Annotated in this window: 10 protein-coding genes and 1 riboswitch; of the genes, 1 reads left to right on the forward strand and 9 read right to left on the reverse strand. The window is 73.2% G+C overall.

Annotated features, from left to right (window positions below):
• Positions 1-38: 38 nt before the first annotated feature.
• Positions 39-500 (forward strand): hypothetical protein, encoded by a 462-nt coding sequence (locus tag ABZ249_RS06600; RefSeq protein ID WP_355258192.1) that lies wholly within the window; start codon positions 39-41, stop codon positions 498-500.
• A gap of 70 nt (positions 501-570) precedes the next feature.
• Here the strand turns inward: ABZ249_RS06600 and ABZ249_RS06605 are convergent, their stop codons facing one another.
• The 9 genes from ABZ249_RS06605 to ABZ249_RS06645 form a co-directional block, all read right to left on the reverse strand.
• Positions 571-2,310 (reverse strand): HD domain-containing protein, encoded by a 1,740-nt coding sequence (locus ABZ249_RS06605; RefSeq protein ID WP_355258195.1) that lies wholly within the window; start codon positions 2,308-2,310, stop codon positions 571-573.
• Positions 2,311-2,579: 269 nt separating this feature from the next.
• Entirely contained in the window at positions 2,580-3,524 is a 945-nt protein-coding gene (locus ABZ249_RS06610) for an electron transfer flavoprotein subunit alpha/FixB family protein (RefSeq protein WP_220563068.1), read from the reverse strand.
• A gap of 33 nt (positions 3,525-3,557) precedes the next feature.
• On the reverse strand, positions 3,558-4,337 hold the full coding sequence (locus ABZ249_RS06615) for an electron transfer flavoprotein subunit beta/FixA family protein (protein WP_220563069.1): 780 nt from the start codon (positions 4,335-4,337) through the stop codon (positions 3,558-3,560).
• A gap of 463 nt (positions 4,338-4,800) precedes the next feature.
• A complete protein-coding gene (locus tag ABZ249_RS06620; protein ID WP_355258199.1) occupies positions 4,801-7,230 on the reverse strand; it encodes a bifunctional serine/threonine protein kinase/MFS transporter in 2,430 nt (809 codons plus the stop codon).
• 422 nt (positions 7,231-7,652) lie between these two features.
• Entirely contained in the window at positions 7,653-8,441 is a 789-nt protein-coding gene (locus tag ABZ249_RS06625) for an enoyl-CoA hydratase-related protein (protein WP_355258201.1), read from the reverse strand.
• A 62-nt stretch (positions 8,442-8,503) separates the two neighbouring features.
• Positions 8,504-9,292, reverse strand: coding sequence for an energy-coupling factor transporter transmembrane component T (locus ABZ249_RS06630; protein WP_355258204.1), 789 nt, complete (start codon positions 9,290-9,292; stop codon positions 8,504-8,506).
• Positions 9,279-10,832, reverse strand: coding sequence for an ABC transporter ATP-binding protein (locus ABZ249_RS06635; RefSeq protein WP_355258207.1), 1,554 nt, complete (start codon positions 10,830-10,832; stop codon positions 9,279-9,281). The genes ABZ249_RS06630 and ABZ249_RS06635 overlap by 14 nt, the downstream gene beginning before the upstream one ends.
• 2 nt (positions 10,833-10,834) lie before the next feature.
• Positions 10,835-11,446 (reverse strand): ECF transporter S component, encoded by a 612-nt coding sequence (locus ABZ249_RS06640; protein ID WP_220563073.1) that lies wholly within the window; start codon positions 11,444-11,446, stop codon positions 10,835-10,837.
• Between the two features lie 106 nt (positions 11,447-11,552).
• Positions 11,553-11,658, reverse strand: a riboswitch (TPP riboswitch).
• Between the two features lie 158 nt (positions 11,659-11,816).
• Positions 11,817-13,934, reverse strand: coding sequence for a transglycosylase domain-containing protein (locus ABZ249_RS06645; RefSeq protein WP_355258211.1), 2,118 nt, complete (start codon positions 13,932-13,934; stop codon positions 11,817-11,819).
• Positions 13,935-14,327 lie beyond the last annotated feature (393 nt).

Below are 14,327 nucleotides of genomic sequence, written 5' to 3' on the forward strand. Positions count from 1 at the left end.
CCCCCACCGGCCCCGCCCGCAGGTGTGAGGATCGGACCATGCAGAAACCGATACCGCTCCCCGACGCCGACGCCGCCGAGCGCCTCGCCGACGACATGAGGAACGAGCGCGTCTACGTCTTCTGCCCGAACAGGTTCTGGTCCTCGGTCCTGGTCGGCTGCGACGGCGGCACCCTCTACCTGCCCACCGCCCTGGGGGTGGTGTTCGTCGAGGAGACGAACACCGACCCGATGTGGGAGGTCGTCGACTCCCTCCCGCGCCCCATCGAGGCCGGGGAGTCGGTCCTCACCTGGCCCCGGACCCCCGAGGGCCACCGGGAGCTCCTCTCCGCGGGGATCGACAACACCCCGCCACCGCGGGAGGCCGGTTCTCTCCCGCTGCTCCTCATCCCCGAGGAGGGCCGGAGTCCGCGCATGCCCAAGCTGCTCACGGACGCGATCTCGGTGTACGAGCCGGTCTCGGCCGCGCGCATCCGCGCCCGCGCCCGCCACGTCACCTGAGCCCCGCGCCCGACCGCCGCACCCGGCCGCCGGCGGGTCCCCGCCCGCCGGGGCGGCCGTGGCACCGGGATCAGGCCGGTTCGGTGTCGGTGCCCTCGCGCGGCGGGGCGGGGGCCGGGCGGGCCGGCGCGTCCGCGGGGTCGATCTGGCCGTACCCCATGGCCACGTAGTACTCCTCCAGCGTCGCGTACCCCGCCCGCCGGGCCACGCTGATCATGTCCCCCGACGACTCCGCCTCGATCAGGCTCCGGTCGCCGCCCATGGACTCCGCCATCCTGCGCCGCCCCGCGACCTCGGCGCGCTCGCGGTCCCGGGTGCGGTGCCACGCCCCGATCGCCACCCGCGCCTTGCCGGTGCGCACCGACTCCAGCCACGCCCGGTCCGGGCCCGGCTCGGTCTTGGTGATGATCTGGACGGTGTCGCCCTCCCGCACCTGGGCGCTGGGCAGCGCCAGCCGCCCGTTGACCGTCGCCGCCGAGAACCGGTCGCCGATCTCGTTGTCCAGGGCGTAGGCCACGTCCACCGGGGTCGACCCCTCGGGCAGCATGAGGACCACGCCGTCCGCGGTGAGCACCGTGATGCTGTCCGCCAGGTCGGTGCGCACCCCCTCCAGCAGCTCCTCCGCCGAGGCGCCCTCCTGCCAGCGCAGCAGCCGGGTCAGCCACTCCGGGTCGGTGGTGCCCCCGGCGGCCAGCCGCCCGTCGCGGCCGGTGCGCTCGTGGATCTCGGCGATGATCCCGTACTCCGAAACCTGCTGGGCGCGGTTGTCGCAGATGATGATCTGCACCCGGTGCCCGGTGTCGGTGAGCACGGTCGTGTGCAGCGCCCGGTACAGGTTGTACTTGGGCGAGGCGATGAAGTCGCGGAACTTCGCGGGGACCGGCTGCCACCGGCCGTGGACCGCCCCGAGCGCCAGGTAGGCGTTGCGCTCCTCGCCGCGGACCACCACCAGGTACCGCACGGTCGCCTGCGGGTCCAGTGCGGCCAGCGGGGCGCCGGAGTGGAAGACCGACGCCAGGTGGCGCGGGCGCACCTCCACGTCCGCCTTGACCCGGAAGGCCGCCAGGCTGTCGCGCAGGGCCACCGTCAGGGCCTCGGTCTCCGGCCGCGCCCGCCCCCGGACCAGGGCGGCGCACTCGCGGGTGCGCTCGAACTCCTCGGTCTCCAGGTACTCGAAACACAGGTCCTCGAGTTCCCGTTTGAGCTTGTACACGCCCAGCCGCTCGGCCAGCGGGATGAGCAGCTCCCGGGTGCCCCTGGCGATCTTCACCCGCTTGTGCGGCGGCTGGAACTGGAGGGTGCGCAGGTTGTGCACCCGGTCGGCGAGCTTGATCAGCAGGACCCGCAGGTCGTCGCGGGCGGCCACGACCATCTTGCGGAAGGTCTCGCCGGCGGCGGCGCTGCCGTACATGGACCGGTCGACCTTGGTGACCCCGTCGACCATGACGCCCACCTCGGTGCCGAACTCCGCGGCGAGGTGGGCGAGGCTGAACGGGGTGTCCTCCACGGTGTCGTGCAGGAGCGCGGCGACGAGGGTGGCGGTGTCGAGGCCGAGCTCGGCGAGGATCGTGGCGACGGCCAGGGGGTGGATGATGAAGGGCTCGCCGCTCTTGCGCTTCTGCTCCCGGTGCAGGTGGTCGGCGACGGCGTAGGCGCGCGCCAGCAGGGCGGTGTCGGCCTTGGGGTACCAGCGCAGGTGCTCGGCGATGAGCGGTTCGGCCTCGGAAGCGGGGCGGGTGGTGGCCTTGGCCTGGTTGAGCCCGCGCCACCACTCGGTGGAGGCCGTCACATCCACATCGGGAGCACCCATATGGACCCCTTCCCATCGCGCTGCGGACCGGGTATTCCGCTAAGCCTACTTATCCCCGGGCGCCCCCGGCCCACGAACCCCACAACCCGGTGCGGAACCGGCTGCGGGCAGGGGATCGCCGTTCCCGGGAGAGGTGGGTCACCCCGTCCCGCTCCCCCGGCCCGGGACGCGCGAACGCCCGGCCAGGGTCCTGGCCGGGCGTTCGGGGCTCGCGAGCGCGGTACCCGCGCCGCCCGCGACCGGCGGCGGCCGGTCACGGGTGGGTGCGGCTACTTGCGCTTCTTGATCTCCTCGGTCAGCTGCGGGGCGACGGTGTGCAGGTCGCCCACGACACCGAAGTCCACCAGCTCGAAGATCGGCGCCTCGGGGTCCTTGTTGACCGCGACGATGTTCTTCGAGGTCTGCATGCCGGCCCGGTGCTGGATCGCGCCGGAGATGCCCAGGGCGATGTACAGGTTCGGGCTGACCGTCTTGCCCGTCTGGCCGACCTGGAACTGGTTCGGGTACCAGCCGGAGTCGACGGCGGCGCGGGACGCGCCGACGGCGGCACCGAGCGAGTCGGCGAGGTTCTCGACGACGGTGAAGTCGTCGGAGCCCACGCCGCGGCCGCCGGAGACCACGACGGCGGCCTCGGTCAGCTCGGGGCGCTCGCCCTGCTCCTGGACGACGCGCTCGACGACCTTGGCGGTCTTGGCGGCGTCCGACAGCTCGACGGTGACGGCCTCCTCGGCGGCGGCGCCGGCGGCGGCCTCGGCCGGGATGGAGTTCGGGCGGACCGCGATGACCGGGACGCCGGTCCGGACGCGGCCGTGGGTGACGGTGGCGCCGCCGAAGATGCTGTGCTCGGTGACCAGGTCGGCGTTGACGTCGACCACGTCGGTGAGCACGCCCGAGCCCAGCTTGACGGCGGTGCGGCCGGCGATCTCCTTGTTCTCGGCGGTGGCCGAGACGAGGACGGCGGCGGCGCCCTTGTCCTGGGCGAGCTTGGCGAGCAGCTCGGCCTTGGGCGCGACGACGTAGTCGTTGAGCTCGGCCGGAGCGACGTAGACCTTCTCGGCGCCGAACTCGGCCAGCGCGGCCTTGCCCGACTCCGCACCTTCGCCGACCCAGACCGCGGCGGGCTCGCCGATGCGGCGCGCGGCGGTCAGCAGCTCGGTGGTGACCTTCTTGACCTGTCCGTCGACGTGGTCGACGAGGACGAGGACCTCAGCCATAATCCTTGAACCTTCCTGAGTCTCTCGCCTGACCTACACGAACTTCTTCTCGGCGAGGAAGTCGGCGATCTTCACGCCGCCGTCGCCCTCGTCCTTGACGATCGTGCCCGCGGCGCGCGGCGGCGCGGCGGCGAAGTCGACGGTCTCGGTGGTGGCGTTGGCCAGTCCGACCTTGGCGGTGTCGATGCCGGCGTCGGCCGCGGACTTCTTGTCCACCGGCTTCTTCTTCGCCTGCATGATCAGCTTGAAGGACGGGTAGCGCGGCTCGTTGATCTTCTCCACGACGGAGACGACGGCGGGCAGCTGCGCCTCGACGACGTCGTAGCCGTAGTCGGTCTGCCGCTGGATCCTGATGGCGCCGCCGTCCACGTCGACCTTGCCGGCCAGCGTGAGCTGGGGCAGGCCGAGGTACTCGGCGAGCGCGGCGCCGACGACGCCGGTGCGGGCGTCGGTGGACTCCGAGCCCAGGACGACGAGGTCGAACTCCAGGGTGCCCAGGGCCTGCGCGAGCGCGTAGGCGGTCTGGAGGGAGTCCGAGCCGTGGAGGGCGTCGTCGTTGACGAAGACGGCCTTGTCGGCGCCCATGGACAGCGCCTTGCGGATCGAGTCCGTGGCCTGGTCCGGTCCCATCGTCAGGATGGTGACCTCGCCGCCGTGCTTCTCCTTGAGCAGGAGGGCTTCCTCGATCGCGTACTCGTCGAGCTCGTTGACGACGCCGTCGGACGCTGCGCGGTCCAGCGTGTTGTCGGCGGCGTTGAGCTTCCGTTCGGTCGCCGTGTCCGGGACCTGCTTGACCAAAACGACAATATTCATGGCCGGTGGCCGACCTCCCTGCACTCCATGATCCGCCGTGCGGCGGCCGGACGCTGGCGCGCCCCGTACTGCCCAACAATGTCGAACGACGTTCGGTCATCCGACGGCGGGTCCGGTCTTTCCGGTCGATCGGCCCCGCGGTGTGCTCATAGTCCAGATGTTACTGGCTAGTAGCATGAAGGCCAACCCGCAGCCCCCGCTTTTACTTAGGAAACCCTAACCCCTACGGATAGCGCGAACCGAACGAGCGGCGCCATCAGGCGTTCCACCGGTTCTCCGGGCCGTGCGCACGCGGGGTCGGAGGCCCTTCTCACACCTTAACCACCGCGTGCCGCGGCCCCGCAGCCGCACCGCCCCCGCACCGGGGCGCCCGGCGGCCCCCACGGCCCCCGCACTCCCCCGGAAACGGGGGCGCCCCCGCTCTCCGAGGAGGAGCGGGGGCGTCCGGGACGCGTGGCGGGCGTCAGCCGCTGAACCAGTCCGAGGGGCCCCGGAGCGGCCCCAGGCGCCAGTCCGGCGCGGAGCCGAAGCCGAACGACAGGATGAGCATCGTCAGCAGCACCACCGCGACGATCACGCCGATGTACAGGTACAGGTTGCGGAACCGGACCCGCTCCACCAGCCACACCGCCTGGTGCCGGGCCTGGCGGCCGCTGGGCATCAGGTAGCTGAGCAGCATCGTCACGAACACCGCGAACCCGCCGATGTAGTTGGCCCCGGAGTCGCCGGTCTCCACGATCTGGGCGTAGACCAGGCCCACGAGGATGCCCGCCACCAGGTACACCAGGCCGAACCCGACGGTGCGCAGCAGCATCCGCCCGAACGCCCACGGGAAGCTGAGCGCCACCACCACGCTGTCGGAGTTGCGCGGGCCGCGCGTCTGGAGCCGCTTGGCGTGCTCGGCCTTGACCACGTCCAGCGCGCTCAGCCCGGCGATGACCAGGATGCCCAGCAGGATGCCGATCCACGGGAACACCAGGCCCAGGCCGGCCAGCGCCAGCACCACCGGGATGAGGATCAGCGGGTGCATCTGGTACACCCGCTCCTCGTACTCCTCGCCGTCCCCGTCCTCGTAGAGGGAGTCGTACTCGTCGTACTCGCCGGTGTTGTTGTCGCCCCGGAAGTAGCCGCCCATCCGGTCGTTGCCGCCGCGACGGAAGCGGTTCAGCCAGCCGCCCTGCTCCTCGTCGTCCTCGTCGAACTCCTGCGTGTGCCGGCTGCGCCCGCCGTCCTCGTCGACGGGGGTGAGGATGTCCGAGAAGTCGCCCTTGTGCAGCGGCGTGTTGAAGAACTGGGTCTGCGGCGACTCGTACTGCTGCTCGTACGGCTCCTCGTAGTCGAGGGAGGAGCGCTTGCCCCGCGCCGTCTCGCGCGGGTCGAGCATCATGGTGCCCTGCGGGTCGTTGGAGCCGCCGTCGACCGGGTCGAGCATCATCGTGCCCTGCGGGTCGTTGGAACCACCGTCCGCCGGGTCGATCCGCACGGTGCCCTGGTCGTCGCCGGCGGACACCGGGGTGAAGCGCTGCGTGCCCGCGTCGTCGGCGAGCGGGTCGATCCGCATGGTGCCCTGCGGGTCGTCCAGGTCGTCCGCCCCCGCGGGGGCGATCCGCTCCGTGCCCCGGTCGCCCGGGTCGTCGAAGCGGCCGGGGCCGATGCGCTCGGTGCCGGCCCCGCCCAGGTCGTCGGTGGCCTCCTCACCGGCGCCCCAGCCGCCGGACAGGTCGTCCGTGGCCTCGTCCTCCCAGCCGCGGCCGCGGCCGCCCGAGAGGTCGTCGGTGGCCTCGTCGCCGGGCAGGCCGCCCGACTCCGAGCGCGCCTCCCGGCGCTGGTCGCCCGGAGCGGACCAGGCGCTGGCGGCGGGGTTGGGACCGCTGGTCCAGCCCTCGCCCCCGCCCTGCGTCATCCGGCTGGCCAGGTACCCGGCCGCGCCGCCCAGGGCCGCGCCCGCGGCGCCGCCCGCGCCCGCCCCGGAGCCGCCCGGGTCCGCGGCGGCCGTGCCGCCGGTATCGCTCCCGGGCACCGGCGAGTGGTAGACGGTGTGCCCGCCCGTCAGCCCCGCGGACTTGGCCCCGGGGTCCTCGGTCCAGGGCAGGTCGAGGTTGAGCCGCCCGGCCTCCTCCACCAGCTCGGCGGCGGTGGGACGGCGCCGCATGTCGCGGGAGACGGCGCGCGTGACCAGCGGCCGCAGCGCCTCGTGCATCCCGTCCATGTCGATCTCGCCGTTGAGGATGCGGAAGAAGATCACCTCGAAGGCGCCCGCGCCGTAGGGCGGGCGGCCGGTGGAGGCGAAGGCGACGGTGCCGCCCCAGGCGTGGATGTCGGTGGCCGGCCCCAGCGCGGTGCCCTCGATGACTTCCGGGGAGAGGTAGCTGGGCGTGCCGACGAAGGTGCCGGTCTGGGTGAGCTTGGCGCCGTCGACGGCGTGCGCGATGCCGAAGTCGATGACGATCGGCTCGCCGTTGGAGATGATGACGTTGCCGGGCTTGAGGTCGCGGTGGATGACGTCGACCGCGTGGATGTCCTTGATCGCCCGGGCCAGGCCGGTGATGAAGCGGGTGAGCGCGCGCCCGCGCAGCGGCCCGTGGTCGGTGACGGTGGCGTCCAGGGTGGGACCGGGGATGTACTCGGTGACCACCCAGGGCAGCTCGGCGTCGATGTTGGCGTCGATGACCTCGGCGACGTTGGGGCTCTGCACCCGGCGCATCGTCTCGACCTCGCGGGCGAGCCGGGCGCGGGCGATGCGGTCTCCGGCGACCTCGGGCTTGAGGACCTTCACCGCGACGAACTGCTGGGTCCGGGGATCTTCGGCCTGGTACACCACGCCCATGCCGCCCGATCCGATGCGGCGGCGGATCACGTAGTGGCCGATGCGCTCCGGCAGCTCCTCACCCATGGGGAAACCTGCCGACATTGCCATCGAGTACTCATCCCCTCAAAAGACCGCATAACCGCCACGTCCAGCTTATCGGCCGGGGGAATGGGTCACCATTGGCTTGTACGGGCCCCGACGGGGCCGTTGTGGTCTGTTCGGCGCCGCCGGGAAGTCTGGGGGCTCCGGCGGTCGGTCCCTCGTCGGACGACCACCACCGAGTATGACGGAAAATCCGGGCGTGCGGTTCCCCTCCACCTGTCCGAACTGGCCGGTTTCGGTCTCCGGGAAGGGTGTTTCGGTCCGTGTGTGCCCGTCCCACCCGCCCCGTCCTCCGTACCGGCCCCCGCGGACCGGCGGCCCGTGCCGGGCACCGCCGTGCCCCTTCTCACCCCGCGTCCCGCGACCGGTGCCGCGGCTACCGGCCGCGGGACGGCCCCGGCGGGTCAGCGGCCGTTGAAGACCGCCTTGCCGGGCCCCTGCTCGATGAAGCTGCGCATGCCGGTCTTCTGGTCCTCGGTGGCGAACAGCCCGGCGAAGTGCAGGCGCTCCATCTCCAGCCCGGTGTCCAGGTCGGTCTCCAGGCCGCGGTCCACGGCCTCCTTGGCGGCGGCCAGCGCCACCGCGGGGCCGTCGGCGAAGCGGGCGACGAAGGCCACCGCCTCGGCGTAGACGTCCTCGTCGGCGACGACGGCGTCCGCCAGGCCGATCTCCTTCGCCTCGGCGGCGTCCACGTGGCGGCCGCTGAAGATCATCTCCTTGGCGCGGGCCGGGCCGATGAGCCGGGGCAGCCGCTGGGTGCCGCCGGCGCCGGGGATCACGCCGAGCTGGATCTCGGGGACGCCCAGCTTGGCCTTGCTCCCCACCACCCGGAAGTCGGCGGCCAGCGCCAGCTCCAGGCCGCCGCCCAGGGCGTAGCCGGTGACGGCCGCGACCACGGGCTTGGGGATGCGCGCCACGGCGGTCAGCGCCTTCTGGAGGTCGCGGGCGTACTCCAGCATCTGCGCGTGGGTGCGCTCGGCCATCTCCTTGATGTCGGCCCCCGCCACGAAGAACCGCTCGCCGCCGTAGACCACGACCGCTCGGGCCGCCGGGTCGGCGGCGACCTGCGCGGCGGCCTCGGCGATCTCGGCGGTCAGTACCGCGTTGAGCGCGTTCACCTTGGGGCGGTCCAGCCGGATCACGGCGACCGCCGGGTGCTCGGGGTCGGTCTCCACGCGCACGAACTCGGCCACGTGCTCCACCTCTTCGCTTGTCGACGTCAGTGTCTGGGTCCCAGGGATTCCTATCACCCGGGTCACGAGAACAGCAGTACCAGGGTGCCCAGCCTGGCGGACAGCGTGTAGGCCGCCGCCAGCAGCAGCAACGCCCCGACCGGCAGCAGCGTGTCGGCGGTGCGCCAGCGGCTGTGCCGGGCGTGGCTGCGCCGTCCGGTGCCGAACGCGCGGGCGTCCATGGCGGTGGCCATGAGCGTCCCGGTGCGGATGGCCCGCACCAGCAACGCGAACATCCGCCCGAAGAACAGCGCGACCATCCGCACCGGGTTGCGGCCCGCCTCCAGCCCGCGGGCCCGCCGGGCCAGGGTGATGGTGCGCCACTGGTCGGCCAGCAGCGGGACCAGCCGCAGCGCGGCCAGCACGCCCATGGCCGGGCGCTCGGGCACCCTCAGCCTCTGCACCAGGCCGTCGGCCATGTCGGTGGGGTCGCTCCCGGCGGCGGCGAGCAGCCCGGGCAGGGCGATGGCCAGCAGGCGCACCGCCGCCCCCACCGCCCCCTCCAGGCCCTCCTCGCCGTACAGGTAATTGACCAGGCCGCTGGACAGGCCCATGAGGACGAACGGCCCGCCCAGGACCAGCAGGGTGCGCCGGTCCAGGCCGCTGAACGGCACCAGGGCCAGCACGCCCAGCAGCACCACGCCGCCGGTGACGGCGTCCACCGCCGGGACCAGGCCCAGGCCCAGGACCAGCGCGGCCAGCAGCTTGGCCGCGGGGTTGAACCGGGTCAGCCAGGTGCGGGCGCCGCCGTCCCCGGGCGCGTCGAAGGTCAGCGCGTCCGCGACCGGCGCGTTGGTCTCACGGTCGGCCACGGGTGCCCCCCTCCGCCGCGTCGGCGCGGCCCGTCTCCTCGGCCCGGCCGCCGGCGACCCGGATCCGCACGTCGGCCAGGCGGCGCAGCAGCAGCTCGTCGTGGGTGGCCATGACGACGGCGCGGCCCTCGGCCCGCAGTCCGCCGAGCAGTTCCACCAGCTCGGTCCAGGTCCGGGTGTCCTGGCCGAAGGTGGGCTCGTCCAGGACCAGCACGTCGGGGGCGTGCGAAGGGCCGGAACTCAGCGCGGTGGCGACCGAAAGCCGCCGTTTCTCTCCCCCGGAAAGCGTGTACGGGTGCACGTCGGCCAGCGCGGTCAGCCGCAGGCGCTCCAGCAGCTCGCCGACCCACGCCTCGGTCTCCGCCTCGCCCCTCCCGGCGCGCAGCGGGGCGAACCTCAGCTCGTCCCGGACGGTGCCGGTGACGAACTGGTCCTCGGCGTGCTGGAACACGGTGCCCACGTGCCGGGCCAGCCTGCGCGCCGGCCAGCGCGCCAGCGGCCGCCGGTCGGCGTCGGCCAGCGGGCCGTGCGGCAGGACGGCGCCGCGGTGGGGGCGGGACAGCCCGGCCAGCAGGGTGAGCAGCGTGGACTTGCCGGCGCCGTTGGGCCCGGTCAGCGCGGTGGCGGTCCCGGCCCGCACCGCGACGTCCACGTCCTCCAGGACCGTGCGCCGGGGCGGGACGCGCACGCCCAGCCCGGGCGGGGTGCGGGCGTCCACCCCGGCGGCCCGCAGCAGCACCGGGCCGCCGGGGGCGGCTTCCGGGGAGGGGTCGGGCTCGTGCCCGGGCACCCACACGCCCTGCGCGGCCAGCGCCGCGCCGTGGGCGGCGAACACCTCGCGCGGCGGGCCGTCGGCGGCCACGCCGCCCCCGGCCTCCAGCACGACCACCCGGTCCACCAGGTCCACGACCTCGGCGACCCGGTGCTCCACCAGCACCATCGTCGCCGAGGTCCGCTCCAGCAGGCGGGCGAGCACCCCGCGCACGAGGGCGGCCCCGTCCGGGTCGAGGTTGGCGGTGGGCTCGTCGAGCAGCAGCAGGCGCGGGCGCATCGCCATCGCCCCGGCGATGACCAGGCGCTGCTTCTCGCCGCCCGACAGCGCACCGGTGGGGTGGCGCGGACCGTAGGGGAACCCGACGGCCTCCAGCGCCTCGCCCACCCGCTCGCGGATCTCCTCCGGCGGCACGCCCAGGTTCTCCGGGCCGAAGGCGACGTCGTCCCCGGCCCGGGCCATGACGATCTGCGACTCGGGGTCCTGGGCGACCAGCCCGACCCCGGCCCGGCCGCGGCGGGCCCGCTCCCCGTCCACCAGGAGCAGGCCCTCCTCCTCTCCGCCGATGGCGCCGTCGTCGCCGGTGAGCCCGGCCAGGGCGTGCAGCAGGGTGGACTTGCCGGTGCCGGAGGCGCCGAGCAGCAGCACCCGTTCACCGGGCCCGACGGCCAGGTCGACGCCCCGCAGGGTGTACGCGTCCCGGCCCGCGTGCCGCCATCCCCAGCCGGAGAGCTCGACGCGGGCGCCCGGGCGTCCTCGGTCGGCCACGGTCAGCCCTTGGCCGAGGCGAAGGGGGCCAGCGCGCCGGAGCGGGCCAGGGCGGTGGTGAGCAGGCGCGCGCCGACCCCGGCGATGACCGCGGCGCTGATCACCACGATGACCCCGTAGATCACCTGGTAGTGCAGCGGCCAGGTGACGTTGTAGGCGATGTTGTCGCGGATCGCCGGGGAGATCCCGGCGACGGCGGCGGCCAGGACGGCGACGCCCATGCCCCAGCGGCGGTAGCCGAAGGCCAGGAAGACCAGCTCGGGCAGGATGCCCTGGAGGGTGCCGTCGAGGAGGACCATGACCCCCCACTGGGTGCCCAGGACCGCCGACACCGAGGCGGCGGCGATCGAGGTCAGCAGGGCGGCGCCGGGCCTGCGGATGATGAGCCCGCCCAGGACGCCGGAGATCAGCCACATGCCGTAGACGGCCGCCTGCCCGGGCGGGAACGCCGCGAACAGCGGGGTGGTGATGGACCAGACGATGTTCCAGAGCCAGAACACGACGCCGACGGCGACGCCCAGCACGGCGGCGACGACGATGTCGACGGTGCGCCAGCCGCGTGCCCGCGACCTGATGTCGGCCCAGGTGCCACCGGGGGTGGTGTCGGTGCCCATTCGATGTGTCCCTTCGTCGGTGTGACGAGGGGCGGATACGGCCAAGAGCGGCACCGGGGCACTGCGGCGCCGGAAGCGGACCTCCGGCGCGCGAGACGCGCCACCGGTGGCGGTTCCCACGACTTCCTTCGCCGGCATTACCCGGATCAGGTGTGTAAGGGTCTGCGGACTCTCCGCACTCTCAGCGCTCACGCGCTCCCCTGTCGGTTCGCCCCCATTATGCGCCATATGCCGGAGAAGGCCAGTCCTGTGCCGTGCCGTCTCACCTCCCGGGACGCCGCGGGGGCCGGCCCCGAACCGGGACCGGCCCCCGTCCCCTCCCCGGGGACTGCTCCGGAGGGCCCTCCCCGGGCCCCTCCGCGCCTTGCGGTCAGGCGTCCTCGTCGCCCTCCTCCTCCTTCTTGGGCGGGGCCGCCGACGGGTCGCCGAAGCGGGGCGGCGACGGGGCGAAGGACTCCGCGGGCAGGTCGGCCGCGGCGCGGTTCATCGTGGCCTGCCAGATCGGCCCCGGCAGCGTGCCGCCGTAGACGATCCCGTAGTACCGGCCGCCGATCCACACCCCCTGGAGCGGGTTCTGCTCCCCGCCCCGGATGTCGCCGACCACCACGGCCGAGGCCAGGTTGGGCGTGTACCCGGCGAACCAGGCGTAGGCCGCGCTGTCGGTGGTGCCGGTCTTGCCCGCGGCCGGGCGGCCGATGCCCAGGCCGTTCGCGGTGCCGCCCTTGAAGGTCTGCTGGAGCAGGTGGTTGACGCCGTCGGCCACGTGGGTCGGCACCGCCCCCTCCTCGCAGTGCGAGCGCATCCGGATCTCGCGGAAGTCCTCGTCGCCCTCGCGGCCGATGGTCACGGAGGACACCGGGCGCGGCTCGCAGTACTCGCCCCGCGCCGCGAAGGTGGCGTAGGCGTTGGCGACGGTGAGCGGGGAGACCTCCTGGTCGCCCAGGGTGAAGGAGCTCCACACGCCCAGCGGCTCGCCGTCGGCGCGGTGGATGCCGGTCCGCTCGGCCATCTCGGCGGTCTCGCACAGCCCCACCCGCCTCTGGAGCTGGGCGAAGTAGGTGTTCACCGACCCCTTGGTCCCGCTGATCATGTTGTGCGAGCCCGCGTCGCTCTCACCCGCGTTGTTCACCTTCCACGTGGACATCGTCCCGCCCTCGCAGTTGGCCATCCCGCTCACGGAGACGCTCTTGGGCGAGTCGAAGCTGGTCCCGTACTTCAGCCCCTTGTCGAGCGCCGCGGCCAGGGTGAACGCCTTGAACGTGGACCCCGCCTGGTACCCGTGCGAGCCGCCGTCCTCGTGGTCGACGGCCAGGTTGATGGAGGTCGTCCCGACCTCCTCCTCGTCGAACCCGTACCGCATGTTCTGGGCCATCGCCCGGACCTTGCCGGTCCCGGGCTCCACCAGCACCTGCGCGGCGAACTTGGTGGTGTCCCCCGGGGGCACCCGGGAGTCGATGGCCTCCTGCGCGGCCGCCTGCATCCCCGAGTCCAGGGTGGTGCGCACGGTGATGCCGCCGCGCCCGAGCAGGAACTCGCGCTCCGCGGGGTCCTCGGCCAGCTCCTCGGAGTCCTGGAGCCAGCGCATCACGTAGTCGCAGAAGAACGGCTGCTCGCTGTGGTAGCAGCTGCCGCCGCGCGGCGTGGGGTCCAGCCGCAGGTCGGCCCCGCGGTACCGGTCGGCCTCCCCTTCGGACAGGTGGCCGGTGGCGACCATGCGGTCGAGCACCAGGTCGCGCCGTTCGGCGGCGGCCTCGGGGTTGGCCAACGGGTCGTAGTAGGAGGGGGCGCGCACCAGGCCCACGAGGGTCGCCGCCTGGCCGGGGTCCAGCCGGTCCGCGGTGGTCGAGAAGTAGCGGCGGGCCGCGATCTCGATGCCGTGGGCGCCGGAGCCGAAGTAGGCGAGGTTGAGGTAGCCCTCCATGATCTCGTCCTTGCTCAGGCGGTCCTCGACGTCGATGGCGTAGCGCAGCTCGACGAGCTTGCGGACCAGGGTCCGCTCGCTGGCGCGCCGCACCCCCTCCTCGTCGGTGGCCTGCTCGATGAGCAGGTTCTTGACGTACTGCTGGGTGATGGTCGAGCCGCCCTGGGTGTCGCCCTGCGCGGTGCGCGTGGCGGCGCGCAGCAGGCCGCGCAGGTCGAGCCCGGCGTGTTCGTAGAACCGCTCGTCCTCGATCGCCATCAGCGCGGCCGGGACCCAGGGGCTGATGTCCGCCAGGTCGACGACCTCGCGTTCGCGCCGGGCCACCTCGGCGATGGGCTCGTGGTCGACGTCGGTGATGAGGACCCGCTCGGTCAGGCGGTGGATCTCCAGGTCGGCGGGCAGCGCCATGAACCCGGCCGCGGCGTCGCGGGCGGCCAGCCCCAGGCCGCCCGCCCAGGGCAGGATCAGCGCCGCGGTCAGCAGCCCCGCCAGCGCGCCCGTCCCCGCCAGTCCCAGGATCGTCCTGCGTCTCTCCTCCGGCCGGCCCTTCCGGTTCGGCTCCGTCACGTCGTCCCCCCAACGCCGTGTGGCCCCCGCCCGCGCTCGGCACGGGCGGGGCACTGCTGCGTCGACCACCCTCGCAGGGACGGGCCGCCGCGGACGGCGCGGGATCGGGCGTGTCACTGAAACTCTTCATCAATCCATGGCAAAGCCAACAGATCGGACATCGCTCACGCCAGGTGCACTACTCAACGAAACGGGCATTTCAATTTCTCGACATCGAGACGAAACGAAGCCGCACGGGACGGCCCGCCGCACCGATGCACCGGATCCGGGACTAGCCGACTTCCATGGATCATTCCGACACACGGACATGTCCGCAATAAGGTCGGACCCCTCCTCCGGGCATTTGGTCATCCCTACCCATCCGCCACACCCCTGCAACATGACCGATGAGTT

Source organism: Nocardiopsis sp. NPDC006139, assembly GCF_040614155.1.
Lineage (GTDB): Bacteria > Actinomycetota > Actinomycetes > Streptosporangiales > Streptosporangiaceae > Nocardiopsis > Nocardiopsis changdeensis.

Coding starts and splice junctions, on each gene's coding strand:
- ABZ249_RS06600 (WP_355258192.1), top strand. CDS start 39: ATGCAGAAACCGATACCGCTCCCCGACGCCGACGCCGCCGAGCGCCTC.
- ABZ249_RS06605 (WP_355258195.1), bottom strand. CDS start 2,310: ATGGGTGCTCCCGATGTGGATGTGACGGCCTCCACCGAGTGGTGGCGC.
- ABZ249_RS06610 (WP_220563068.1), bottom strand. CDS start 3,524: ATGGCTGAGGTCCTCGTCCTCGTCGACCACGTCGACGGACAGGTCAAG.
- ABZ249_RS06615 (WP_220563069.1), bottom strand. CDS start 4,337: ATGAATATTGTCGTTTTGGTCAAGCAGGTCCCGGACACGGCGACCGAA.
- ABZ249_RS06620 (WP_355258199.1), bottom strand. CDS start 7,230: ATGGGTGAGGAGCTGCCGGAGCGCATCGGCCACTACGTGATCCGCCGC.
- ABZ249_RS06640 (WP_220563073.1), bottom strand. CDS start 11,446: ATGGGCACCGACACCACCCCCGGTGGCACCTGGGCCGACATCAGGTCG.